This window comes from Bacillus sp. AFS059628 (assembly GCF_002571225.1).
Classification (GTDB): domain Bacteria; phylum Bacillota; class Bacilli; order Bacillales; family Bacillaceae_G; genus Bacillus_A.
The window spans coordinates 31,194-55,234 of sequence record NZ_NVEC01000075.1; the positions used below are offsets into that span (position 1 = coordinate 31,194).

At 37.0% G+C, this 24,041-nt stretch carries 21 protein-coding genes and 1 riboswitch; of the genes, 15 read left to right on the forward strand and 6 right to left on the reverse strand.

Going from position 1 to position 24,041, the window contains the following annotated elements; translation table 11 throughout:
- The first annotated feature begins 242 nt into the window (after positions 1-242).
- The 10 genes from COL05_RS23685 to COL05_RS23730 all read left to right on the forward strand — a co-directional run bounded on the left by COL05_RS23685 (position 243) and on the right by COL05_RS23730 (position 10,906).
- The gene (locus tag COL05_RS23685) at positions 243-479 is read left to right on the forward strand and encodes a YiaA/YiaB family inner membrane protein (protein ID WP_001254393.1); all 237 of its coding nucleotides are present in this window, start codon (positions 243-245) and stop codon (positions 477-479) included.
- A gap of 141 nt (positions 480-620) precedes the next feature.
- Complete coding sequence (gene gatC / locus COL05_RS23690; RefSeq protein WP_071729694.1) at positions 621-911, forward strand: Asp-tRNA(Asn)/Glu-tRNA(Gln) amidotransferase subunit GatC; 291 nt, start codon at positions 621-623, stop codon at positions 909-911.
- A 15-nt stretch (positions 912-926) separates the two neighbouring features.
- Entirely contained in the window at positions 927-2,384 is a 1,458-nt protein-coding gene (gene gatA / locus COL05_RS23695; RefSeq protein ID WP_000051441.1) for an Asp-tRNA(Asn)/Glu-tRNA(Gln) amidotransferase subunit GatA, read from the forward strand.
- A 14-nt stretch (positions 2,385-2,398) separates the two neighbouring features.
- The gene (gene gatB, locus COL05_RS23700) at positions 2,399-3,826 is read left to right on the forward strand and encodes an Asp-tRNA(Asn)/Glu-tRNA(Gln) amidotransferase subunit GatB (protein WP_098670368.1); all 1,428 of its coding nucleotides are present in this window, start codon (positions 2,399-2,401) and stop codon (positions 3,824-3,826) included.
- A 471-nt stretch (positions 3,827-4,297) separates the two neighbouring features.
- Positions 4,298-5,203 (forward strand): diacylglycerol kinase, encoded by a 906-nt coding sequence (locus COL05_RS23705; protein WP_002174630.1) that lies wholly within the window; start codon positions 4,298-4,300, stop codon positions 5,201-5,203.
- A 137-nt stretch (positions 5,204-5,340) separates the two neighbouring features.
- Entirely contained in the window at positions 5,341-6,087 is a 747-nt protein-coding gene (locus COL05_RS23710; RefSeq protein ID WP_098670369.1) for an HAD family hydrolase, read from the forward strand.
- A gap of 154 nt (positions 6,088-6,241) precedes the next feature.
- Positions 6,242-7,606, forward strand: a complete 1,365-nt coding sequence (gabT, locus tag COL05_RS23715) for a 4-aminobutyrate--2-oxoglutarate transaminase (protein ID WP_098670370.1) — start codon at positions 6,242-6,244, stop codon at positions 7,604-7,606.
- 117 nt (positions 7,607-7,723) lie between these two features.
- Positions 7,724-9,091 (forward strand): sigma-54 interaction domain-containing protein, encoded by a 1,368-nt coding sequence (locus COL05_RS23720; RefSeq protein WP_098670371.1) that lies wholly within the window; start codon positions 7,724-7,726, stop codon positions 9,089-9,091.
- Entirely contained in the window at positions 9,084-10,535 is a 1,452-nt protein-coding gene (gabD, locus tag COL05_RS23725; protein WP_098670372.1) for an NADP-dependent succinate-semialdehyde dehydrogenase, read from the forward strand. The genes COL05_RS23720 and gabD overlap by 8 nt, the downstream gene beginning before the upstream one ends.
- Before the next feature lie 47 nt (positions 10,536-10,582).
- Entirely contained in the window at positions 10,583-10,906 is a 324-nt protein-coding gene (locus COL05_RS23730) for a DMT family transporter (RefSeq protein ID WP_000263262.1), read from the forward strand.
- A 40-nt stretch (positions 10,907-10,946) separates the two neighbouring features.
- On the opposite strand, the gene COL05_RS23735 is transcribed toward COL05_RS23730, so the two are convergent.
- The 3 genes from COL05_RS23735 to COL05_RS23745 all read right to left on the reverse strand — a co-directional run bounded on the left by COL05_RS23735 (position 10,947) and on the right by COL05_RS23745 (position 14,747).
- Entirely contained in the window at positions 10,947-12,176 is a 1,230-nt protein-coding gene (locus COL05_RS23735; RefSeq protein ID WP_098670373.1) for an aminopeptidase, read from the reverse strand.
- Positions 12,177-12,292: 116 nt separating this feature from the next.
- Entirely contained in the window at positions 12,293-13,375 is a 1,083-nt protein-coding gene (locus COL05_RS23740; RefSeq protein WP_098670374.1) for a polysaccharide deacetylase family protein, read from the reverse strand.
- Positions 13,376-13,550: 175 nt separating this feature from the next.
- Entirely contained in the window at positions 13,551-14,747 is a 1,197-nt protein-coding gene (locus COL05_RS23745; RefSeq protein ID WP_098670375.1) for a NupC/NupG family nucleoside CNT transporter, read from the reverse strand.
- Between the two features lie 202 nt (positions 14,748-14,949).
- Positions 14,950-15,051, reverse strand: a riboswitch (purine riboswitch).
- Positions 15,052-15,172: 121 nt separating this feature from the next.
- Between COL05_RS23745 and rlmD the strand changes: the two genes are divergently transcribed.
- From rlmD to COL05_RS23765, 4 genes are all read left to right on the forward strand, one after another.
- Positions 15,173-16,549 carry a 23S rRNA (uracil(1939)-C(5))-methyltransferase RlmD gene (gene rlmD / locus COL05_RS23750; protein ID WP_098670376.1) on the forward strand — a complete coding sequence of 459 codons (1,377 nt, stop codon included), beginning with the start codon at positions 15,173-15,175 and terminating at the stop codon, positions 16,547-16,549.
- 96 nt (positions 16,550-16,645) lie between these two features.
- On the forward strand, positions 16,646-17,635 hold the full coding sequence (locus COL05_RS23755) for a tRNA dihydrouridine synthase (RefSeq protein ID WP_098670377.1): 990 nt from the start codon (positions 16,646-16,648) through the stop codon (positions 17,633-17,635).
- A 347-nt stretch (positions 17,636-17,982) separates the two neighbouring features.
- Positions 17,983-18,501, forward strand: a complete 519-nt coding sequence (locus COL05_RS23760; protein ID WP_084065566.1) for a YehS family protein — start codon at positions 17,983-17,985, stop codon at positions 18,499-18,501.
- Between the two features lie 94 nt (positions 18,502-18,595).
- A complete protein-coding gene (locus tag COL05_RS23765; RefSeq protein WP_098670378.1) occupies positions 18,596-19,303 on the forward strand; it encodes a M48 family metallopeptidase in 708 nt (235 codons plus the stop codon).
- 103 nt (positions 19,304-19,406) lie between these two features.
- Here COL05_RS23765 and COL05_RS23770 read toward each other — a convergent pair whose 3' ends face one another.
- Together COL05_RS23770 and COL05_RS23775 are read right to left on the reverse strand one after the other, a co-directional pair.
- Positions 19,407-20,102: a GNAT family N-acetyltransferase gene (locus tag COL05_RS23770; protein ID WP_098670379.1), complete on the reverse strand. Its 696-nt coding sequence runs from the start codon at positions 20,100-20,102 to the stop codon at positions 19,407-19,409.
- 14 nt (positions 20,103-20,116) lie between these two features.
- Entirely contained in the window at positions 20,117-21,226 is a 1,110-nt protein-coding gene (locus tag COL05_RS23775; RefSeq protein WP_098670380.1) for a mandelate racemase/muconate lactonizing enzyme family protein, read from the reverse strand.
- A gap of 92 nt (positions 21,227-21,318) precedes the next feature.
- Here COL05_RS23775 and COL05_RS23780 point away from each other — a divergent pair, with 92 nt between their 5' ends.
- Positions 21,319-22,590 carry a transcriptional regulator gene (locus tag COL05_RS23780; protein ID WP_098670381.1) on the forward strand — a complete coding sequence of 424 codons (1,272 nt, stop codon included), beginning with the start codon at positions 21,319-21,321 and terminating at the stop codon, positions 22,588-22,590.
- Here COL05_RS23780 and nhaC read toward each other — a convergent pair.
- On the reverse strand, positions 22,579-24,000 hold the full coding sequence (gene nhaC, locus COL05_RS23785; protein WP_098670382.1) for a Na+/H+ antiporter NhaC: 1,422 nt from the start codon (positions 23,998-24,000) through the stop codon (positions 22,579-22,581). The genes COL05_RS23780 and nhaC overlap by 12 nt on opposite strands.
- Positions 24,001-24,041: the final 41 nt, after the last annotated feature.

A 24,041-nucleotide genomic window follows, 5' to 3' on the forward strand; every position in this document is an offset into this window, starting at 1 on the left:
CAGAATTGAAATAAATGTCAATAGTTTTAACTGTTTTTTCAGATTAGACAGAAAACTAACTTTAAAATAGTATTCTTTTGTGATAGATTTATAAATATAAAACGAGAATTTACATAAAGTGAAACTTTAATCAGTGGGGGTTTTCTTCATCCCCACTGATTATNNCATTAAAGTGGGATAAAAATCCATCATAGTAAATATACTTATCTATAATGGATGTACAGCTAACGAGGGGGAGAACAATGAGAAGACGTAATACGCAAGCGTTCACGTTTTTAGCATGGACTTCATTTGTTTGCGCGCTTTCAGGTATGCTAATTGGAATTTATACGTTAGATGAAACGCTTAGTGTAAAAGGATATTATTTAATTGGAACATTATTTTTAACGATGTCTTGTTTTGTATTACAAAAAACAATTCGTGATAATGAAGAAGATAACGAGAGATTTCCGAAAAATAAACCGTTGGATAAAGAGTAAATTGTAAAGAAAGGCATTTGCCTTTCTTTTTTTATGTAAAAATGCCGTAAGTGCCGTGTGTTGACTTGCTTGAAGTACTGAAAATTTGGTATCATCAATAGTATTGTAGATTGAACGATATATTATGGAGGTGGCCTAGCCGTGTCAAGAATTTCCGTTGAGAATGTAAAGCACGTAGCACATTTAGCACGTCTTGCAATTACTGATCAAGAAGCAGAAAAATTTCAAAAACAACTAGATGCAATTGTTACATTTGCAGAACAGTTAAATGAATTAGATACAACAGATGTAAAACCAACAACTCATGTATTAACTATGAAAAATGTTATGCGTGAAGATATACCAGAAAAAGGTTTACCAGTTGAAGAAGTATTAAAAAATGCACCGGATCACAAAGATAATCAAATCCGTGTTCCAGCAGTATTAGAATAGAGGAGGGGAATTTCGATGTCATTATTTGATCATTCAGTATCAGAGTTACATAAGAAATTAAACAACAAAGAAATTTCCGTTACGGATTTAGTAGAAGAATCTTACAAACGTATTGCGGATGTTGAGGATAACGTAAAAGCTTTTCTTACATTAGATGAAGAAAATGCACGCGCAAAAGCGAAAGAATTAGATGCGAAAATTGGTGCTGAAGATAATGGTTTATTATTCGGTATGCCAATTGGTGTAAAAGATAACATTGTAACTAACGGTCTTCGTACTACTTGTGCGAGCAAAATGTTAGCAAACTTCGATCCAATTTATGATGCGACAGTTGTGCAAAAGCTAAAAGCTGCTGACACAATTACAATCGGTAAATTAAATATGGACGAGTTCGCAATGGGTTCTTCAAATGAAAACTCAGGTTTCTACGCTACGAAAAATCCATGGAACTTAGATTACGTTCCAGGCGGATCTAGTGGTGGTTCTGCAGCAGCTGTAGCAGCAGGAGAAGTATTATTCTCTCTAGGTTCTGATACGGGTGGTTCTATCCGTCAGCCAGCTGCATATTGCGGCGTTGTAGGTTTAAAACCAACTTACGGACGCGTATCTCGTTACGGATTAGTAGCGTTCGCATCTTCACTTGACCAAATCGGACCGATTACACGTACAGTAGAAGACAATGCATACTTATTACAAGCTATTTCAGGCATTGATCGTATGGATGCAACTTCTGCTAACGTTGAAGTAGGAAACTACTTAGCTGGTTTAACAGGCGACGTTAAAGGTTTACGCATTGCTGTACCGAAAGAATACTTAGGAGAAGGTGTTGGCGAAGAAGCTCGTGAGTCAGTACTAGCTGCTTTAAAAGTATTAGAAGGTATGGGCGCAACTTGGGAGGAAGTATCTCTTCCACACTCTAAATACGCTCTAGCAACGTATTACTTATTATCTTCTTCTGAAGCATCTGCTAATCTTTCACGCTTTGATGGCGTACGTTACGGTGTTCGTTCTGATAATGTAAATAATTTATTAGATCTATACAAAAACACACGTAGCGAAGGTTTCGGTGATGAAGTAAAACGTCGTATTATGCTTGGTACATTTGCACTTAGCTCTGGTTACTATGATGCATATTACAAAAAAGCACAACAAGTACGTACATTAATTAAGAACGACTTTGAAAATGTATTTGCTAACTACGATGTTATTATTGGACCAACAACGCCAACTCCGGCATTTAAAGTGGGCGAAAAAGTTGATGATCCAATGACAATGTATGCAAATGACATTTTAACAATCCCAGTAAACTTAGCGGGTGTTCCAGCGATTTCTGTTCCATGTGGATTCGGTGCTAACAACATGCCACTTGGTCTACAAATCATTGGTAAACACTTCGATGAAGCGACAATTTACCGCGTTGCACATGCGTTTGAGCAAGCAACAGACTATCATACAAAAAAAGCAAGTCTGTAAGGAGGCGAGCATAGATGAATTTAGAAACAATTATTGGTTTAGAGGTTCACGTTGAGTTAAAAACAAATTCGAAAATTTTCTCTGCGAGTCCAACAGAATTCGGAGCGGAGCCAAATACACAAACAAGTGTAATTGACTTAGGATACCCAGGGGTACTTCCTACTTTAAATAAAGAAGCAGTTAACTTTGCAATGAAAGCTGCAATGGCATTAAACTGTGAAATCGCAACGGAAACGAAGTTCGACCGTAAAAACTATTTCTACCCAGATAATCCGAAAGCTTACCAAATTTCTCAATTTGATAAGCCAATCGGTGAAAATGGTTGGATTGAAATCGAAGTAGGCGGTAAAAAGAAGCGTATCGGTATTACACGTCTTCATTTAGAAGAAGATGCTGGTAAATCAACGCATACAGCTGATGGTTCATTAGTAGATTACAATCGTCAAGGTATGCCTTTAATCGAGATCGTATCTGAGCCAGATATGCGTACGCCAGAAGAAGCATATGCATACTTAGAGAAGTTAAAATCAATCATTCAATACACTGGCGTATCTGATTGTAAGATGGAAGAAGGTTCCTTACGCTGTGATGCGAACATTTCCCTTCGTCCAGTTGGACAAGAAAAGTTCGGTACAAAAGCGGAACTGAAAAACTTAAACTCATTCACTTACGTACAAAAAGGTCTTGAGCACGAGCAAGTGCGCCAAGAAAAAGAATTGTTATCTGGCGGTATCATCCAACAAGAAACACGTCGTTATGATGAAGCAACGAAGAAAACAATTTTAATGCGTGTGAAAGAAGGATCTGACGATTACCGTTACTTCCCAGAGCCAGATTTAGTTGAACTTTACATCGATGATGAGTGGAAAGAAGCGGTTCGTGCCTCTATTCCAGAACTTCCAGATGCGCGTAAAGCTCGCTACGTTGCAGAATTAGGCTTACCAGCTTATGATGCACATGTATTAACATTAACGAAAGAAATGTCTGATTTCTTTGAAGCAACTGTTGCAGACGGGGCTGATGCGAAATTAACATCAAACTGGTTAATGGGTGAAGTACTTGCATACTTAAACAAACAACAAAAAGAATTAAAAGACGTTGCATTAACGCCTGCTGGTTTATCTAAAATGGTTCAATTAATTGAAAAAGGTACAATTTCTTCTAAAATCGCGAAGAAAGTATTTAATGAATTAATTGAAAAAGGTGGAGACCCAGAAGAAATCGTTAAAGCAAAAGGTCTTGTTCAAATTTCTGACGAGGGTACACTTCGTAAAGTTGTAACAGAAATTCTTGATAATAATGAGCAATCTATCGAAGACTTTAAAAACGGTAAAGACCGTGCAATTGGCTTCTTAGTTGGTCAAATTATGAAAGCTACAAAAGGACAAGCAAATCCACCGCTTGTTAACAAAATCTTACTTGAAGAGATTAATAAGCGATAATAGTAGTAACTTTTAAAGGTTAAGTAGAAAAACACCCGTACATGGGTGTTTTTCTAGGTTAATCAAACGTTTGTTTAAATGAGAGAAAATCGTTTAAACAAACGTTTGATTAACTGTTAAAAGTGGAAAAATGTTTGTATAGCAACTATGGTATGATAGTTGCAAAAAGGTGGGAATAATGATAAATCTAGACATAGAGGTTTTTTTCATCTCATGAAATAATAGATAATTATTATTCGTTATATGTAAATTGTTAAGAGGAAATAGATGGACATAAATTTTTTTGTTAAATAAAACAAAACCATCAAAATGAATATTTATTTTTGATGGGCTACACGAATCGGGTTCTTACTGCCTGTTTAAGCGAGATAAAAAAAGGATAGGAAGATGAGAGGAGGTAGGCATGGGAATACTGAATAGAAGTTCGGTATGTTCTTTTTTAATGCATAAAGAAATTTCCTGTGCTAATAAATGATGAAGCGAGCAAGAATTATTTATAATCCTACTTCTGGGCGCGAGCTATTTAAGAAGAGCTTACCGGAAGTATTACAAAAATTAGAACAAGCTGGATATGAAGCGTCTTGTCATGCGACAACTGGTCCTGGAGATGCGACTGTGGCAGCGAGGCAAGCTGCGGATCGTAAGTTTGATGTTGTTATCGCAGCTGGTGGTGATGGTACATTAAATGAAGTGGTGAACGGCTTAGTAGGACATGAACATCGTCCAAAGTTTGGAATTATTCCAGTTGGAACGACAAATGATTTTGCGCGTGCGATCGGTGTACCTCGTGCTATTGAAGAGGCTGCGGATATTATTTGTGAAGGGAAAACAGTTCCGTTAGATCTTGGTAGAGCAAACGATACATATTTTATTAATATCGCTGGTGGCGGTCGTATTACAGAATTAACATATGAAGTACCGAGTAAGCTAAAGACAGTATTAGGACAACTTGCTTATTATTTAAAAGGTATCGAAATGTTACCATCATTACATCCAACATATGTTGAAATTGAGTATGATGGAAAATTACTACAAGAAGAAATTACGATGTTTTTAATTACGAATACTCGTTCAGTGGGTGGCTTTGAAAAGGTAGCACCATATGCATCAATTAACGATGGCTTATTTGATTTATTAGTGTTGAAAAAAGGTTCTATTGCTGACTTAATTAAGGCAGCAACACAAGCGCAGCGTGGTGAACATATTAATAATCCAAAAGTGCTATACACACAAGCGAATCGAATTAAAGTACATTCACCAGATAAACTAATGATTAATTTAGATGGTGAATACGGTGGAGACGCACCAATGGAATTCGAAAATATGTATCATTGTCTTGAACTCTTTGTTCCTGAACACCAAGAGGATGCCCTGTAAAGGCATCCTTTTTATTATATAGAGGAATTGTAAATTGGGAGTTAGTTTGATTTTTATGGTATTTTTACAATTCGTTTATTTTATATCCATATTTTATTGATACACTGGAGGAGATAAGAAACGAGAGGTAGGGTGCTATGGAGAAGGTAAAAGCAATACTATTTGATAAAGATGGGACGTTAATGGATTTTCATTCAATTTGGATAAAAGTAGCTGAAGAACTTGTGGCGGAATGTATAAATTTATATGAATTGCCAAAGTCAATGAAGTCTACTTTATTAAAAGAAATCGGCGTGGATGGGGCATTTGTGAACCCTCTTAGCGCAATAGCGGCAGGAACAAGCCTTGATGTTGCAAAGGGGCTTTGTAAGTATATTACGTCATGTAAGGAAGAGGAAATGCATGAGTGGGTAAGTGAAAAATTATTTTCTCTTATGTACGAGCATCGTTCCTATATGAAAATGACGGCGGATTTACCGAGGATTTTACAAGGTTTAAAGGATAGAGGATTTATTTTAGGTGTTGTGACAGCTGATGATTTCGCACCGACAGAATTATTTTTAAAACAGTATCAATTAGATTCTTTTTTTGATTATGTTGTAGCTTCAGATACGTTTCCGGCACAAAAACCAGATAAAAGAATTATAGAATCTTTTTGTGAGAGGTTTCATTTAGAAGCATGTGAGGTGGCAGTCGTTGGGGATACACCAACTGATTTATATTTAGCGAAAAATGGCGGCGATTGTTATGCAATTGGAGTACTATCAGGTACAGGGGATCGTCAAACGTTAGAACCACTTGCTGATTTAGTCGTACAATCTGTTGGGGAGTTTATTTCTCATTCGGGTGAGTTAATCTGGGAACAAGGAAAGTCTAGTGTGTAAGAAAAATAAGTCTATAAGGACTCTTGATGAGTCTTTATAGACTTATTTTTTATGTCGACATAGAAGGTATGTAGGATGAATGCTGGAAAAGAATGTTGGCATACATTTTGCAAAGAAAAGAGAAAACAATGTAAAGAAAAGGATGGGGTACGTAATGAACACAAAAAAATTTGCTAAAGTAAATGAACAAATTCCTGGACCGAAAGCAGCGTCTTTATTAGAACGCCGTCAAAATATAGTGCCAAAAGGAGTAAGTAACGGTATCCCAACGTTTGTACAATCTGCAAATGGTGCTCTTGTAACAGATGTTGATGGTAATCAGTACATTGATTTCGCAGGAGCAATCGGAACAATTAATGTAGGCCATTGTCATCCAGCTGTTAAAGAAGCGCTTCATAAACAAGTAGATCAATACATTCATACTGGATTTAATGTCATGATGTATGAGCCATATATTGAATTAGCAGAAAAACTTGCGGCATTAGCGCCAGGAAGTTTTGATAAGCAAGTACTATTTTTAAATAGTGGTGCCGAAGCGGTTGAGAACGCGGTGAAAATCGCTCGTAAATATACAAAAAGACCTGGTATTATCGCATTTTCTAAAGGTTTCCACGGACGTACATTAATGACAATGACGATGACAAGTAAAGTAAAACCATATAAATTTGGATTTGGCCCATTTGCTCCAGAAGTATATAAAGCGCCATTCCCTTATGAATATCGTCGCCCAGAAGGACTAACTGAAGAGCAGTACGATGACTTTATGATTGAAGAGTTTAAGAATTTCTTCATATCAGAAGTAGCACCAGAAACAATAGCAGCCGTTGTCATGGAACCTGTTCAAGGGGAAGGCGGATTTATCGTACCAAGTAAGAAGTTTGTGCAAGCAGTACGCAATATTTGTTCAGAACACGGCATCTTATTTGTCGCGGATGAAATTCAAACAGGATTTAGCCGTACAGGCAAGTATTTTGCGATTGATCATTATGATGTCGTTCCAGATTTAATTACGGTATCTAAATCATTAGGCGCTGGTGTACCGATTAGTGGTGTTATTGGGCGCAAAGAAATTTTGAATGAGTCTGCACCGGGAGAGCTTGGCGGAACGTATGCGGGAAGCCCACTAGGGTGTGCGGCAGCATTAGCAGTACTGGATGTAATAGAAAAAGAGAATTTAAATGATAGAGCGATAGAATTAGGAAAAGTCGTAATGAACCGATTCGAAGAGATGAAAAATAAATATAATTGCATTGGTGATGTGCGTGGTTTAGGAGCAATGTGTGCATTCGAGCTCGTTCAAGACCGTAAGACGAAAGCACCTGATAAAACATTAACAGCTAATTTGTGTGCAGAAGCAAACAAACGTGGATTACTTCTACTATCAGCAGGAACATACGGTAATGTTATTCGTGTGTTAATGCCATTAGTGATTACAGATGAGCAACTTGAAGAAGGATTAACAATCATTGAAGAATCATTGCAAGTATGCTATGAGAAAGCAAATACTGCTCGTGTTTAAAAGCTAAATAATAAATCGCAAACATTCTAGCTGACTCTATATAAAATGCAGAAAATTCACTTTATAATAAAGGTAGTGAAGTGAATCGATGGATTTTGGAAGTTAGGGGTGGCTAGGATGGTTGCAGAAAAGGAACGAGTGTTAATGGATTTACAAGATGTATTTGAATATGCGTTTGACGAAATTTTTGTAACTGACGAAAAGGGAATCGTTGTGCGTGTAAATAGTACATGTGAAAGACACTATCAATTAGCTGCTAAAGAATTAGTAGGTAAGCATGTAAAAGAGTTGCAGAAGGATGGTATCTTTTATCCATCAGCAACGTTAGAAGTAATTGAAAAAAAGAGGCCAATCGAACTCGTTCAGACGACAAAATCAGGAGAGTATTTACACGTTCGTACAAGACCTGTTTTTGACGATGAGGGAAATTTAAGAAGAGTAATTAGTTATTCTCGTGATCTTACAGAGCTCTACCAATTACGTCAAAAGGTAGAGGAAATGGATAATCAGTTAAAAACATATAAAAAAGAATTAAGAGAAACATATGAACATGAAGGACTTATTTTTAAGAGTATCGCTATGCAAAAAATAGTCGAGACAATTAAGAAAGTATCTGTAGTAGATAGTACTGTTCTCGTTTTAGGTGAGACAGGAGTAGGGAAGAGTCGATTGGTACGTCATTTACATGAAGTGAGTAACCGGAAGAATGAAAGTTTCTATGAAATTAACTGTGCGGCATTGCCGACAAATTTAATTGAATCAGAGCTTTTTGGATACTCAGGTGGATCTTTTACAGGTGCGAATCGTGAAGGGAAAAAAGGACTATTAGAATCAGCGCATAAAGGAACGCTATTCTTAGATGAAATTGGCGAAATGCCGCTTGAAATTCAAGCGAAGCTTTTGCAAGTGTTGCAAGAAAAAACGTTTCGCCCTATAGGCGGAAGAGAATTAAAAAAGGTGGATGTTAGAATTGTAGCGGCAACAAATAGAGATTTAAGTATGATGGTGAAACAAGGAACATTTCGGAAAGATCTATATTATCGTCTGAATGTCATCCCAATTGTAATTCCGCCACTTCGGGAAAGAACAGAAGACATTTTGCCACTCATTTATCATTATTTACAACACTTTAACGAGAAATATGGCCGGAATATAAAGTTAGCACCTAGCACATTACAAATGTTTGTTAGTTACCCGTGGGAAGGAAATAATAGAGAAATTGAAAATGTGATTGAGCGAATTGTTATAACTGCTGATGATATCGTTACGATAGAAGATTTACCAATAGCGATGCAAGAATCAACAGTTGAACAGTCCGGTCAAAGTCTCTATAAAATGTTAGAAGAAGTAGAACGGAATATTATTTTAAAAGCATATAAAACATATGGATCGAGTTATAAAGTAGCGGAGTTTTTAAAAATAAGTCAATCTGCTGCCACTAGGAAAATAAAGAGACTTATAGAGGAGGAAGAAAACATTGGATAAAAAAGCGACGTTTGTAAATGTAGAGAAAAAGGCGATGTATATAAATGGTGAGTGGATTACATTGCAAGAACAAATCGAAGTAAATAATCCAGCAACGAAAGAAATATTTGCAACGGTGCCAAAGGGCGGGGTAACAGAGGCAAAGCAAGCTGTTGATGCTGCCCATGAAGCTTTTAAATCATGGTCTAAGTTAACAGCAGCAGACCGTGCAATGAAGTTAAAAAAATGGTTCACACTTATTGATGAAAATAAAGAAGAGATTGCAGCGATCATGACGAGAGAACAAGGAAAGCCATTTGCAGAAGCGCTTGGTGAAGTGAATTATGCAAATAGCTTTGTTGAATGGTATGCAGAAGAAGGAAAACGCGTATACGGTGAAATGATTCCTGCTTCTCATCCGAATAAACGTATTTTAGTTATGAAGCAACCAGTTGGGGTTATGGCAGCTATTACGCCTTGGAACTTCCCGGCCGCTATGATTACGAGAAAAGTAGCTCCGGCGCTTGCGGCAGGATGTACAGCGGTTGTAAAACCTGCAAGTCAAACGCCGTTAACTGCGTTAAAATTAGCTGAATTAGCTCATGAAGCAGATATTCCAAAAGGCGTAATAAATATTGTGACAGGTAGTGCGAAAGCAATTGCTGATACGTGGATGGAAGATGGACGTGTTCGAAAAGTTTCCTTCACAGGATCAACTGAGATTGGGAAGGAATTAATGGCCAGTGCTGCACAAACGATGAAAAAGGTTTCACTTGAGTTAGGTGGTCACGCGCCGTTTATTGTTATGAACGATGCGGACTTAGATAAAGCGGTAGAAGCGGTAATCGGTTCGAAATTCCGTAACGCAGGACAAACGTGTATATGTACAAACCGAGTATTTGTTCAGGAAGAAGTTTACGAAGTATTTGCAGAGAAGTTTCAAAAGGCAGTAGGGCAGTTGAAAGTAGGAGATGGTTTCGGTGACGGGACGACTGTAGGACCACTTATTGACGAGAATGCAGTTTCGAAAGTACAGGAACATATTGAAGATGCTATTCAAAAGGGTGGAACAGTTTTATATGGTGGTCAAAAGGTTGCCGAGCTAGATGGACACTTTATGCAACCAACTGTAATCGGATTGGCGAACGATACGATGCTTTGTATGAACGAAGAAACATTCGGACCAGTGGCACCAGTTGCGAAATTTAAAACGGTTGAAGAAGTAATTGAACGCGCAAATCATACACCATATGGCTTGGCTGCTTATATTTTCACAAAAGATATTAGTCAAGCATTCCAAATTAGCGAAGCGTTAGAGTACGGTATTATCGGATTAAATGATGGACTTCCATCAGTTGCACAAGCACCGTTCGGTGGCTTTAAAGAAAGTGGTATTGGCCGTGAAGGAGGCCATTTCGGTATCGAGGAATATTTAGAAATTAAATATATTTCATTAGGGCTATAAGTAGTATACTAGAATCTCTATAAGGTAACAGAGAAGGAGATTCTAGTATGGTATATTGGCTATTATTACTCGTAACAATTATTTTTGAAGTAGCAGGAACAATTGCGATGAAGTTATCAAATGGTTTAACAAAGCTTGTTCCAAGTGTACTTATTTTCGTATTTTATGGAATTTGTTTCAGCGTATTTGCTATCGTTGTAAAAAAAATTCATTTAAGTATTGCTTATGCAATTTGGTCTGGCGTTGGAACGTTACTTATTACAATTATTAGTGTGTATTTCTTTAAAGAGCACATTAGCTTATTCCAAGCCTTTTGTATTCTCTTTATCGTTTTAGGCGTAATTGGACTTAAGGTTTCATCGGCATCATAAAAGGCTATCTTCCGGTGTGGAAGATAGCCTTTTATTTGTATTAAAATGCCCAGTTACCTTTACGGAAGATTGGTTCATGTCTTCCGTCAGCTGTAATACCATCGATATCAAGCTCAGCTGAGCCAATCATGAAGTCTTCGTGTGTAATACTAGTGTTTGCTCCGTTTTCCGCCAGTTCTTCTTTAGACATTGTTTTTCCGCCAACTAAGTTGAATGCATAAGCATTTCCGATTGCAAGGTGGCAAGATGCGTTTTCATCAAATAGTGTATTGTAGAATAAAATATTTGTGTTTGAAATTGGTGAATCATGCGGTACTAAAGCAACCTCTCCTAAGAAGTGGGAACCTTCATCTGTTTCCACTAAATGTTTTAAAGCTTCTTCACCAGCTTCAGCTTTGTAGTCTACGATACGTCCGTTTTCAAATGTTAACGTGAAGTTATCGATAATGTTACCTGCAAATGCTAACGGTTTTGTGCTAGATACTTGGCCGTTTACACCTGTTTTAAGCGGCATTGTAAATACTTCCTCAGTTGGAATGTTCGCCATAAATGGTACGTTCTTTTCATTTAAGCTACCAGCACCAGCCCATACATGCTTTTCTGGAAGTTCGATTGTTAAATCTGTTCCAGGACCTGTATAGTGAAGAGCTTTATAATGCTTTTCGTTTAAGTAATCAACTTTTGTATGTAACGTTTTATCGTGTTCTTTCCATGCTTCCACAGGATTTTCTAAATCAGCACGAGTAGCTTTGAAAATAGCATCCCATAGTTTTGCTTCTTGTTCTTCTGGTACAACGTCAGGGAATACTTTCGCAGCCCATTCTTTCGTAGGAACAGAAATGACACACCAGCTTACTTTATCAGCTTGTATGTAATCACGGTATACTTTCATTGCTTCACCAGCTACTTTATGAGCTGTTGCGATACGCGTTGGTTCTACACCTTTTAATAAATCAGGGTTTTCTGCATAAATAGACATAAATGCAGCACCTTCTTTTGCTAATTCTTCACGAGCGTTTGCTTTCCAAGATGGGAACTCAGCGAATGCTTCTTCAGGAGCTAGATCGAACTTTAAGCGTGTTAACGTCTCATCATTCCAATCCACATATACGTGTTTTGCACCAGATTTATATGCTTTTTCTGTAACGAGGCGTACAAATTGTACAGCTTCAAGAGGTGCGCTAATTGATAATGTTTGTCCTGGTTGAATATTAACACCAACATTGACTGCAAGGGCAGCATATTTCTCTAACGTTTGTTCAAATGACATATGTATAATCTCCTTTAATTTGAAAGATTTCTTACTATATATAATACAAGAAAATTCAAAAAATATATATAAATATAGCGTAAAAAGAGAGCTCAAAATATATTGAGCCCTCATCGTTATTTAATCGAAGAAGCAAACTGTTCTACGGTCGTCGTATGGTGTATGCGAACACGCTTCATTTTTAACAATTCATCGGGTTCACCTTTTGTAATGAATTTTCCGGGTTTTGTTGTCGTCGCAAATTGATAATATTTCTTCGTTTCTGCAACGACTTTATCATCTACATGACCGAATGGATAAGCAACTGCGATAACGGGCTTACCTGTTATTTTTTCTAACTTTTCTTTTGATCCTTTTAATTCCTCTTCATAGTTTGTAATTTTCGGTAAGTCTGCATGCGTCGCTGTATGAGATTGCACTGAGAAAATGCCGGAATCGACCATTTCTTTTATTTCAGAAGTAGACAGTGATCCTTCTACATCAACGTTATCAACAATCATATATTCTGTTGCTGTTGGTTTAAATGTATCGTCTTTTAGCTTTTGTAAAACATGGAATGCATTCATATTATTTTTCATACCGTCATCAAATGTAACAAAGATAGGTTTATTTACTTTATTAATATCACCCCAACGTTCAAAAGTTAGTAATGTATAGCCGTTGTCCTTTAAATATTTCATTTGGGCTTCAAAGTTAGCAGGTGAGACGAATAAATCTTTAATGCCTTGTCCGTGATAATCATCGATTGCATGATACATAAGAACGGGAACATTTTGTTCGAAAGTAATAGCAGCTTTTGTGAGTGGGATGGTTTTCCCATCTTCTTTTATTCCTATTGCTTCAATTTGAAATTCACCGCGTTTTCCTTCAAATTCTTTTATGTCAAAGGGAAGTGAAAATTGCTTCTCCTTTTCTTTAGAAGAAAAAGATTTAGCAATTTCCTTCCCATCAGCTGTTCGCCAAATTTTATATTGTACTTCACTTAAAGTATCTTTTATATCTGTCATATGAATAGTAGTATTTGTAGACTCGTGTGTAATGGGCTGATAAGAAATTTTACCTTGTTCTTGCACAGTTTCTGTTTGTTTCTTAACTTCTTGAACCTTTTTCTCTTTTTTAGGTTCCTGGTTTACATTGCTAGTATTACAACCTGCTAGAATGGCAGATGTACATAAAGCGATTGCTACATATTTTCTCATAAAATCACCTTCTATTGTGTATTATGTTACATATTTATATTTAAAATCCCCACCGCTGTAAGAGAGGTGGGGACATACCCTTGTTCATCATAGCATTTGGAGAAAATGTATGGAATGAGAAAAGTAACAATAGATAAAAAAATCACCTTACTTCAACGAGTAAGGTGATTTTTTATTAAATAAACAATCCAGCGATTGTCGCAGATAAAATAGAAGCAAGTGTTGATGCAAATAGCATTTTCCAACCAAATTTAGAAACAACGCTTCCTTGTTTTTCAGAAAGGGCACGGATTGTACCAACGATTGCACCAATTTGGCTAATACTTGCGAAGCTAATTAAGAATACTGTAACGATTCCAACTGTACGTGGAGATAATGTTGATGCAACACCTTTTAAATCAAGTATTGCTACAAACTCGTTTAATACAATCTTCGTACCCATAATACCACCAGCTGGGATAATATCTTGAGTTGGAATACCCATTAAGAACGCGAATGGAGCAAGTATATAACCGAAGATTTGTTGTAACGTAACAGCATATCCCATTGCACCTGAAGCGGCACTAATTACGTAGTTTACAACTTCCATCACACCGATGAAGGCGATCATTAATGCAGCAACGATACCAGCTACTTTTAAACCGTCAAGTGCACCGTTAATCATTGCACCGATAAAGCTGTCACCAAATAAAGTTCTATCGAATTTTTGAATCACTTCATCTTCTTTTTTCGTATCAACTGGTGTTAATAGCGAACAAACGATTAAGCTTGAGAATAAGTTTAACGGAAGAGCTGCTAGTACATATTTCGCATCTAACATCATTACGTATGATGCTGTAACAGAGGCAGAAACTGAACTCATTGCAGAACAACAAATGATAAACATACGGTTTTTATTGAAATGTTGTAAATCATTTTTAATAACGATTAACGCTTCACTTGAACCGAAGAATACAGAGTTTACCGCATGGAATGATTCAACGCGTGGTAAACCAGTGATTTTTGAAATTGCACCGCCGACAACGCGAACGATGAATGGTAAAACACCTAAATAACTAAAGATAGAAAGTAGTGCTGAGAAAAATACGATAATTAATAGTACGTTTAAGAAAAAGACAAAATCTCTTTGAATCCCATTAAAGAGAAAATCGACACCTGTCGTACCAAGTTTAATTAGTTTGTTGAAAACTTTACCAATGAAAATAATGATTTGTTGACCAATCTTTGTGCCAAACATAAACCAACCGATTAAAATTTGAAAACCAATCATAATAGCAATTGCACGGAAGTTGATTTTACTTTTGTTGTTTGACAAAGCAAAACATAAACCTAAAACGACAAGAATACCGATAATGCTCATTACATATTGCATGTGGTTGCCCCTTTCAGAAGTTCGTATAAAGTTTGTACATAAAACGCTCGTTATATTACTAAAAATAAAACAAGGAGGTTTTATGTCATACGTAAGATGTCTGACCTTTTAGAAAAATAAAAATAAAAAAAGACCCATATGGATTCACTTTCATCTATGAGAGAAAGCTAATCAATATGAGTCCTTTTTTGCACGTAGGCTAATATTCATTAGTTTTCCCCATAGTCCAGCAATTTAAGGTTGCCGGGTAGAAACTCTCGATCCATATTATCGAGTATATATGAGGTAACATCGTCCGTATTAAATTAGTAGTAGCGTAACATTAACAGAGAACTATCGTCAATAGCTTTTTTTCTTCCAATAGAAATAGACCATATAAGTATGATAAAATGTAACGCAGTGTTATGAAAAAGAGAGGTCGGAAAATGAGTACAAAAATGACGCCACCAGTTGAAAAAAACGAGTTTATAGATGTAGTATTTGAAGATTTAACACATGATGGTGCCGGTGTTGCGAAAGTAAAAGGCTATCCTATTTTCGTTAAAAACGGATTACCAGGTGAAGAAGCACAAATTAAAATTATTAAAGTGAAGAAAAACTTCGCATTCGGTCGTTTAATGAAGCTTCATACAGAGAGCCCATATCGTAAAGATGCAGAATGCCCAGTGTACAATCAGTGCGGCGGTTGTCAGCTTCAGCATTTAACATATGAAGGACAATTACAAGCGAAAGAAAAACAAGTACGCGACGTTATGCAGCGCATCGGCGGATTAAGTGATGTTCCTGTTCATCCTGTACTTGGCATGAAGAATCCGTGGGTATACCGTAACAAAGCACAAGTACCAATTGGAGAACGTGAAGGTGGACTTGTAGCTGGATTCTATCGTCAAGGAACACATGACATCATTAATATGGAATCGTGTTTAATTCAAGCAGAAGAAAATGATACATTAATTCAAGAAGTAAAACGTATTTTTGAAAAACACGGGATTTCAGCATACAACGAAGAGCGTAACAAAGGAACACTTCGCCACGTAATGGCTCGTTACGGACAAGTGACAGGGGAAATTATGCTTGTCTTCATTACTCGTACAGCAGAATTACCAAACAAGAAAGCAATCATTGAAGAAATTGCTGCGAAATTCCCAGAAGTAAAATCAATTGTTCAAAACGTGAATCCGAAACGTACAAACGTTATTTTCGGAGATACAACGACAGTACTGTACGGATCAGAATATATTTATGACTTTATCGGTGACATTAAATTTGCGATTTCAGCACGTTCATTCTATCAAGTAAACCCAGAACAAACGAAAGTGCTGTACGATAAAACGTTAGAATACGCAAAATTAGATGGCAATGAAACAGTAATTGATGCCTATTGCGGAATTGGATCAATCTCTTTATTCCTAGCGCAAAAAGCGAAAAAAGTGTATGGCGTTGAAATCGTCCCAGAAGCAATCGAAGACGCAAAGCGTAACGCAGCACTAAACAACATGACAAACGCTGAATTTGGCGTAGGAGAAGCAGAAGTAGTCATTCCAAAATGGTACAAAGAAGGCGTAATCGCTGACACGATGGTCGTAGATCCACCGCGTAAAGGTTGTGATGAGGCACTACTTAATACAATCATCGACATGAAACCAAAACGCGTCGTATACGTATCATGTAACCCAGCAACATTAGCGCGTGACTTAAAAGTACTAGAAGAAGGCGGATATAAAACGCAGGAAGTACAACCTGTTGATATGTTCCCACATACGACTCATGTGGAGTGTGTAGCTTGGCTGAAGTTGGTATAATAGGAAAGCAGTTGATATAGGAAAATCTATACCATCTGCTTTTTGGTTTATTGAGAGTTTGAAATTGTATTCATAGTGAGAGGATTTGAATTTGAAATGATAGATAATTTTTGGCGTGATTTACCACGACCATTTTTCGTACTTGCACCAATGGAAGATGTAACGGACGTTGTGTTCCGTCACGTAGTAAGTGAAGCTGGTCGCCCAGATGTATTCTTCACAGAGTTCACAAACTCGGATAGTTATTGTCATCCAGAAGGTATGAAAAGTGTACGTGGCCGTTTAATTTTTACAGAAGATGAACAACCGATCGTGGCGCATATTTGGGGAGATAATCCTGAATATTTCCGTCAAATGAGTATTGGTATGGCAGAGTTAGGATTTAAAGGTATCGATATTAACATGGGTTGCCCTGTACCGAACGTTGCATCAAGAGGAAAAGGTAGTGGTCTTATCTTGCGTCCAGACGTTGCGGCAGAACTTATTCAAGCAGCAAAAGCGGGCGGATTACCTGTCAGCGTAAAAACAAGACTTGGCTTTAAAGAGTTAAGCGAGTGGGAAGATTGGTTAACGCATATTTTCAAACAAGATATTGCAAATCTTTCTATTCACTTACGTACAAGAGAAGAAATGAGCCAAGTGGATGCGCACTGGGAGCTAATTCCGGAAATTAAAAAATTACGTGATCGTATTGCACCCAATACGCTCCTAACAATAAATGGTGACATCCCTGACCGTAAAACTGGGCTGGAGCTTGCTGAAAAATACGGCATTGATGGCGTAATGATCGGACGAGGAATCTTTAAAAATCCATTTGCTTTCGAAAAAGAGCCAAGAGAGCATAGTAGTAAAGAACATCTTGATCTTTTAAGACTGCAGCTGGATCTTCAAGATCAATATGTAGAAGTACTGCCACGCTCAATCACAGGGCTTCATCGCTTCTTCAAAATTTATGTAAAAGGCTTCCCTGGAGCTGCTGAATTGAGAAATCAATTGATGAGTACGAAGTCGACTGATGAAGTACGTACATTGCTTGATAAGTTTGAGGCGAGTTTGAATGTAGTAGAAGGTAGTGAAACGGTGTAGCTTTTAAGGAGTTACATCATTTTATTTGTAGTGTAGCTTGGTTGAACTTAAAATAAGCCATAGAGTTAAAGGGAACAGTGTATTTGAGAAATCAAAGCACTGTTCTTTCTTTTAGTTAATATTAAGAGAGAAATCTTTTTATAGGTATTTAACAAACATGTAAGTGTTCTGTAGATACAATGATAGAGAAAAGTTCGGGTAAGACTATAAAACCTATCTTTAAAATGTTAAAGTATTAATTTAGTGGACAATAACTAAAAGGTTATATTAAGTAAGATAGTTTAAAGCAGATTAAAGGATAAACTTTAACAGCTATATAAATAATTAACATTTCAGGAGGAAAAACAATGGCAATGAGCAATAATGATATATTAAAAAGAGTAAGATATGCTTTAGATATAAAAGATATAGATATGGTAGAAATCTTTAAACTTGGCGGAATGGAAGTAACGAAAGAAGACGTAGTTGATATGCTTACAAAAATAAAGAGAGCGCCTCAGCATGAAGCTGAAAATGATGAGGTAGCTGAAGATGAGTACGTAAAAACATGCGATATGATGATGTTAGAGGCATTTTTCAATGGGTTTATTACTTTAAAAAGAGGGAAGCAAGATCCGAAACCTGGGCAGCCAGCCCCTGTACAAAGCAAAGAGAGTGCTAACAACCTTCTACTAAAGAAAATGAAAATTGCACTATCTTTAACGAGTGAGGATGTACTTGATATATTAGATAGTGTAGGCGTTACGGTGACTAAGGGAGAACTAGGCGCTCTATTAAGAAAAAAAGGCCATAAAAATTACAAAGAGTGCGGCGATAGATATGCAAGGAACTTCATTAAGGGATTAGCTGTAAAGTATAGAGGATAATGAGTCCGCCAAAGCGGTAAATGATATAATAGATAGAGTAGGACTTTCGTATCCTACTCTTTTTTATTTGCAAAATAATACGTTAGGTGATGAAATGATACATACTTATTTAGGTGAGACGATTAATTTTCATATAACTTATAAAAAGAAAAAGTCGGTGCGTCTTTTTGTAGATTCGTACGGAAATGTGGAAGTGCAAGCTCCGAAAGGCACACCTGTTGAATACTTAGTTCAGTTGCTAGAAGAGAAGTGGGATTGGATTCAGACAACACGTAAGGAAATGGCGGAGCGAGCGCGTGGACCACAGGAAAAGGATTATGATCAAGGAGAAGGCTTTTTGTATTTAGGAAGTACGTATCCGATACAAATTTCTCAAGACGCAAACATTAAGCAAGACAATGCAGTGTTTGAAAAGGATAAGCTACATATTTATGTGAAAGAGCTTAAATATGAGAAAATACAGCAAGCTTTAAAACGATTTTACTATAAGCAGTGTAAGTCATTAGTAGAGAAGAGTATTAAAGCACATCAAAGTAACTTTAAAACAAAACCGCGTTCTATTCGTATTACAGATAGTAGTCGTACGTGGGGCACTTGCGATTCAAATTTACAGCTAACATTCAATTGGAAGCTAGCGATGGCACCACAGCGAGTAATTGATTATGTAGTTGTTCATGAAATGTGCCATATGGTTCATTTAAATCATGATCGCTCTTTTTGGCGCCTTGTCGGGAAGATCATGCCTGATTATAAGGAAATGGAGAATTGGTTAGCGTTATCTAGTTGGAAGATGACGGTTTAGTGGTTAGTGGTGCACTTTATATAGGTTGCGATCGATATGCTCAATCAAGAGAAAGTGAAAGGAGAGGTCACAGCAGACATCTCCTTTTTTTCAGGTATATAAATCATCGTCCAAACTTTACAACAAAATCTCCGTCTACTTTCTCCATTCCATACCCACGATAACCGTTCGAAAGCAATGCCTGCTGTCCACCAGCATCACTCATCGGAAGGCTCTTAATCTCCGTCCAATCTCTTTCCTTGTCCCCACGCAATTCCTTCACAAAAACATACCGCATACTCCCGCCATATTTCTCTTTCAATGCAGCAATCTCCATCCCTTGCGCAAACTTATCCTTCAAACTTGGAATGTTAAAAGGGGCAACGGTGCAGCAAACATAGTCGTATTTGCTGCCTTCTTTTTGTAATTCGTCCATGATGACTTTCGCTAATATTTTTTGCATTCCATTTCCTCGGCAGTTCGGGTGAACGTTTGAGATTTCTTGATAGATGACGCGATGTAGTTCGTTTTCTAGTATGCCAATATCAAGTCCTAAATGTTCTTCGTCGATAGGAGGGACGAGTAGGGCACGAAATGCGATGAGTTCGTTTTCGATAAAAGCACCGATCATCATGCCGTTTCCTTCTAGAATGTATTGAAATTCTTCTAATGAGAGTGGTTGTAAGCGACTTTTATCTTCTAGTGCTTCAACTACAACGTTCTGTAGTAATAAAATTTGTTCGATGTGCTCTTTGGATAGTAATGTAACATGAAATGGATCGTTATTTTGTTTTAATGATCCTTTGTATAGAACTGTCATGCGTTAGTCCTCCTTTAGCGTACAACGTCTTGAAATACGGTTAGTTCTTGTAATGTATCTTCGTTTATTTCAATGCCGAGTCCTGGCTTTTCGTTTAAGCGAATAAATGGTACATCGTAATGTAAGTTTCCGATGTCTTTCGTGAACTTTAATGGACCTGTAAGTTCAACGCTCGTAATGATTTTCTTTGAGAAAGCGACATGGAATCCTGCGGAAGAGGCAATAGATGATTCGACCATGGATCCAACTTGGCATTCAATGCCTCCCATTTCTGCTTGATGAGCAAGTTTTACAGCTGGATATATGCCACCGCATTTCATTAGTTTTATATTTACTTTATCAGCAGCGTCTAATTTAATAATTTGGCGCATTTCACGAGAGCCCTTTAATCCTTCATCAATCATAAGCGGAAAGTCTGTTTTAGAACGAATGTGGGCCATTGCGTCAATATCGTCAGCGACAACAGGCTGTTCAATCCAGTCGATGTTTACATGACCTAATGAACGAAGTGCTGTTAATGTGTTTGCGCTATTCTTCCAACCTTGGTTTACATCAACACGGATTGCGATATCATTTCCTACACGTTCACGTACAGCTTCAATTCTTTTTACATCCTCTTTTACATTTGTACCAACTTTCATTTTGAAAGATAGGTAACCTTTTTGAATCATAGAGGCAGCCTCTTTAGCCATTTCTTCAGGTTCGGCGATACTTAAGACGTGAGTGACAGGAAACTCTTCATGGTAGCGTCCGCCAATTAATTGATATATAGGTTGATTTAATTTTTTACCCATTATATCGAAACAAGCGATATCAATGGCAGCTTTCGCAGTAGGAACACCATAAATTGTATTATCCATCATATCGTGTATTTTCTCGATATTCATTGGATTGCATCCGATGAGCGCAGGAGCAAGTGTATGTTTTAAAGTATGGAAAGTACTTTCCCATGATTCCCCTGTAACGTGATCATCAGCAACGCCTTCACCGTAACCGATAATGCCTTCATCTGTTTCCATTTTGACGATAATAGAAGGCATATCAGAATAAGAACCATAACTAATAACAAACGGATCGCGAAGCGGTAAACGAATTGCATAAAGATGAATAGCTGTAATTTTCATTAGGTAGAGACCCCTTCCTGTTTACAATAGTTTTGTACATTTGATATAGTTGACGTTAAATAGTCGTTAATTGATGATAAGGAGTTAGAGAAATGATGATAAAAATTGCAGTCGTCGGTTCAAAAGAGTTTATGGAGACACTTTTACCTGTTGCTCATAAACTAGAAGAAATAGAGATTGATCCATATATTTACCTTCATCCGGCAGAATCTTCTGAACTATTAAAGCGTTTAAAGCCTTGTGATTTCATCTTTTTCTCAGGTGCTTTACCTTATTATATGGCAAAAGAAATAAGAGAACAATTACGAATTCCAAGTACGTACTTACAGCAAGACGAGGCAACTGTCGCATCTTCCATTCTTTCTGTCATGTATCACCAAGGTATTCAACCACATCAAATTTCAATTGATTTAGTAGACTGTTCATTCATTACAAATGTGTTCCATGATATCGGTATAAAAGAAAGGCCACAAGTGTTTGATTATCAAAATATGCTGTGGAGTAAAGATGAAATAAATAGAGTTATCGATTTTCATGTAGCTAAATATCAATCTGGAAAGGCTCATTTAGCTTTAACTAGTATTCACGCTGTTTACGACGAGCTTCAAAAAATAGGTGTTCCTTCAGAGCGTATGATTGATCCAACACAGTCCATTATACATGGGCTAAAAGATGCAAAAATAAAAGCTGAGTTAGCAAAAAGCCATTCAGCTACTGTTGGCGCTTGTATGATTTCTTCTTTAGAATTACGAGAAGGTTTGCTTGAGCAATTAGATGTCATTTCAAAAGAACTGCATGGTTCATTTAAAAAAATTGATGAAATGACGTTCATTTTGTATACGACTCGTGGTGATATAGAATCGATTATAAAAACAAATATGATAAATAATTTATTTGCGAGTATAGAAGGAACGATAGCTATTGGATTTGGTTACGGAAAAACCGTAAAAGAAGCGGAGCAAAATGCTAAAATCGCTCAAGATTTTGCTAAGAACAATCTAATAGACCACTGTTTTTATATACTAACAAGTGATAAAGAACTATTTGGTCCGTTCCCGAAAGAACAGAGAGTACAAAGTTTGAAGAATGAAAACCCGGAACTAATGAAAATAGCGAAGGAAACGAAACTTAGTCCAGCAAACTTATCAAAAATTATTCAATTTAGTCAATCACATTCTTCATTGAAGTTTACAGCAGCAGATCTTTCTGAATACTTACAAGTGACTCGCCGATCAACAGAAAGGTTATTAAAGAAACTAGTTGATTATGGGTATGCTCATATTTGCGGCGAGGAAATGCCCTATCAACAAGGACGCCCTCGCGCAATATATGAACTGAATTTACCGTTATCTTTAAGCTTCTAATTGAGCTTTTTGTTTTTTTAATAGTTCTGCTTTTTCAATGTCAGATAGTTTTGTAATTGTGAGACCAGTTATACCGTAAATGATCGAGATAATAGGTACGATGAAATTCAATATAGCATAAGGAGCATATTCGAATGCGCCAACTCCAAGTGTTGCGAGTATAAATACACCACATGTATTCCAAGGTACAAAAACAGAAGTTAATGTTCCGCCATCTTCTAATGCTCTGGATAAATTTTTAGAATGTAGTCCTTTTTCTGTGTATGCATTTGCGTACATTCTTGAAGGAACAACAATCGAAATATATTGTTCAGAGCAAGTAAGGTTTGTTGCAAAGCAAGATGCGATAGTAGAAGCGATAAGCCCTTTTGCTGATGTCGCTAATTTTAAAATTTGATTTACAATTGAGCGAAGGATGCCAGTATGTTCTAGTACTCCTCCGAAAGTCATAGCGACAATTGTCATAGAAACGGTATTCATCATCGAATCTAAGCCGCCGCGGTTAAAGAGTTCATCTACTAGTTTGTTACCAGTGTCTATAACAAATCCATTATGGAGCGCACCGACAGAGGCGGAGACAGAACCACCTTGAATAAAGACTTGTGATAAAAAACCTAAAATAATACCTACGAGAATAGCTGGTATAGCAGGGACCTTTTTAGCGACCAATACCATAACGACTACAGGGATAATTAATAGGAAGGGCGAGATAACAAAGTTTTGTTGCAGTACTTGTAACGTTTGATCAATACTTTTTGCATCAATATTGTTATCGCCGAAGTTTCTTCCTAAGAGAGCATAGACGATAAGAGTAATAATTAAACCTGGAACTGTAGTAAATAACATATGACGAATGTGTGCGAATAAATCTGTATTTGTTAATCCTGCGGCTAAGTTAGTTGTATCTGAAAGCGGTGACATTTTATCGCCAAAATAAGAGCCTGAAATAATGGCACCAGCAACCATTGGAGCTGGGATTCCCATACTTAGGCCAATTCCCATTCCAGCAACACCAATTGTGCCCATTGTAGACCAAGAGCTACCAATTGCTAATGCAACGATAGAACAAATGACGGTAATGGAAACTAAAAATAGTGATGGAGTTAAAATTTTTAAACCGTAATAAATCATCGTTGCGACGATTCCGCCGCCAATCCAAGCACCAATTGTTAAGCCAACAAGAATAATAATGACGATAGCAGGTAATGCAAGACGAATCCCTTTATACATTGCTTCTTCAAGATCATTCCATTTGTAACCGTAACGCCCAGCGACAATAGAAGCAACGGTTGTACCGATAATAAGTGGAACGTGAGGGCTTTGTTTTAATACAACAATTGTAACCATCATAACTGCAACGGTAATGATAATAGGGATTATTGCTACGCCAAAAGGTATTTCTTTTTTCATAAACTTCCTCCTCATTATGTATGTTTGTATTTTTTAGAATT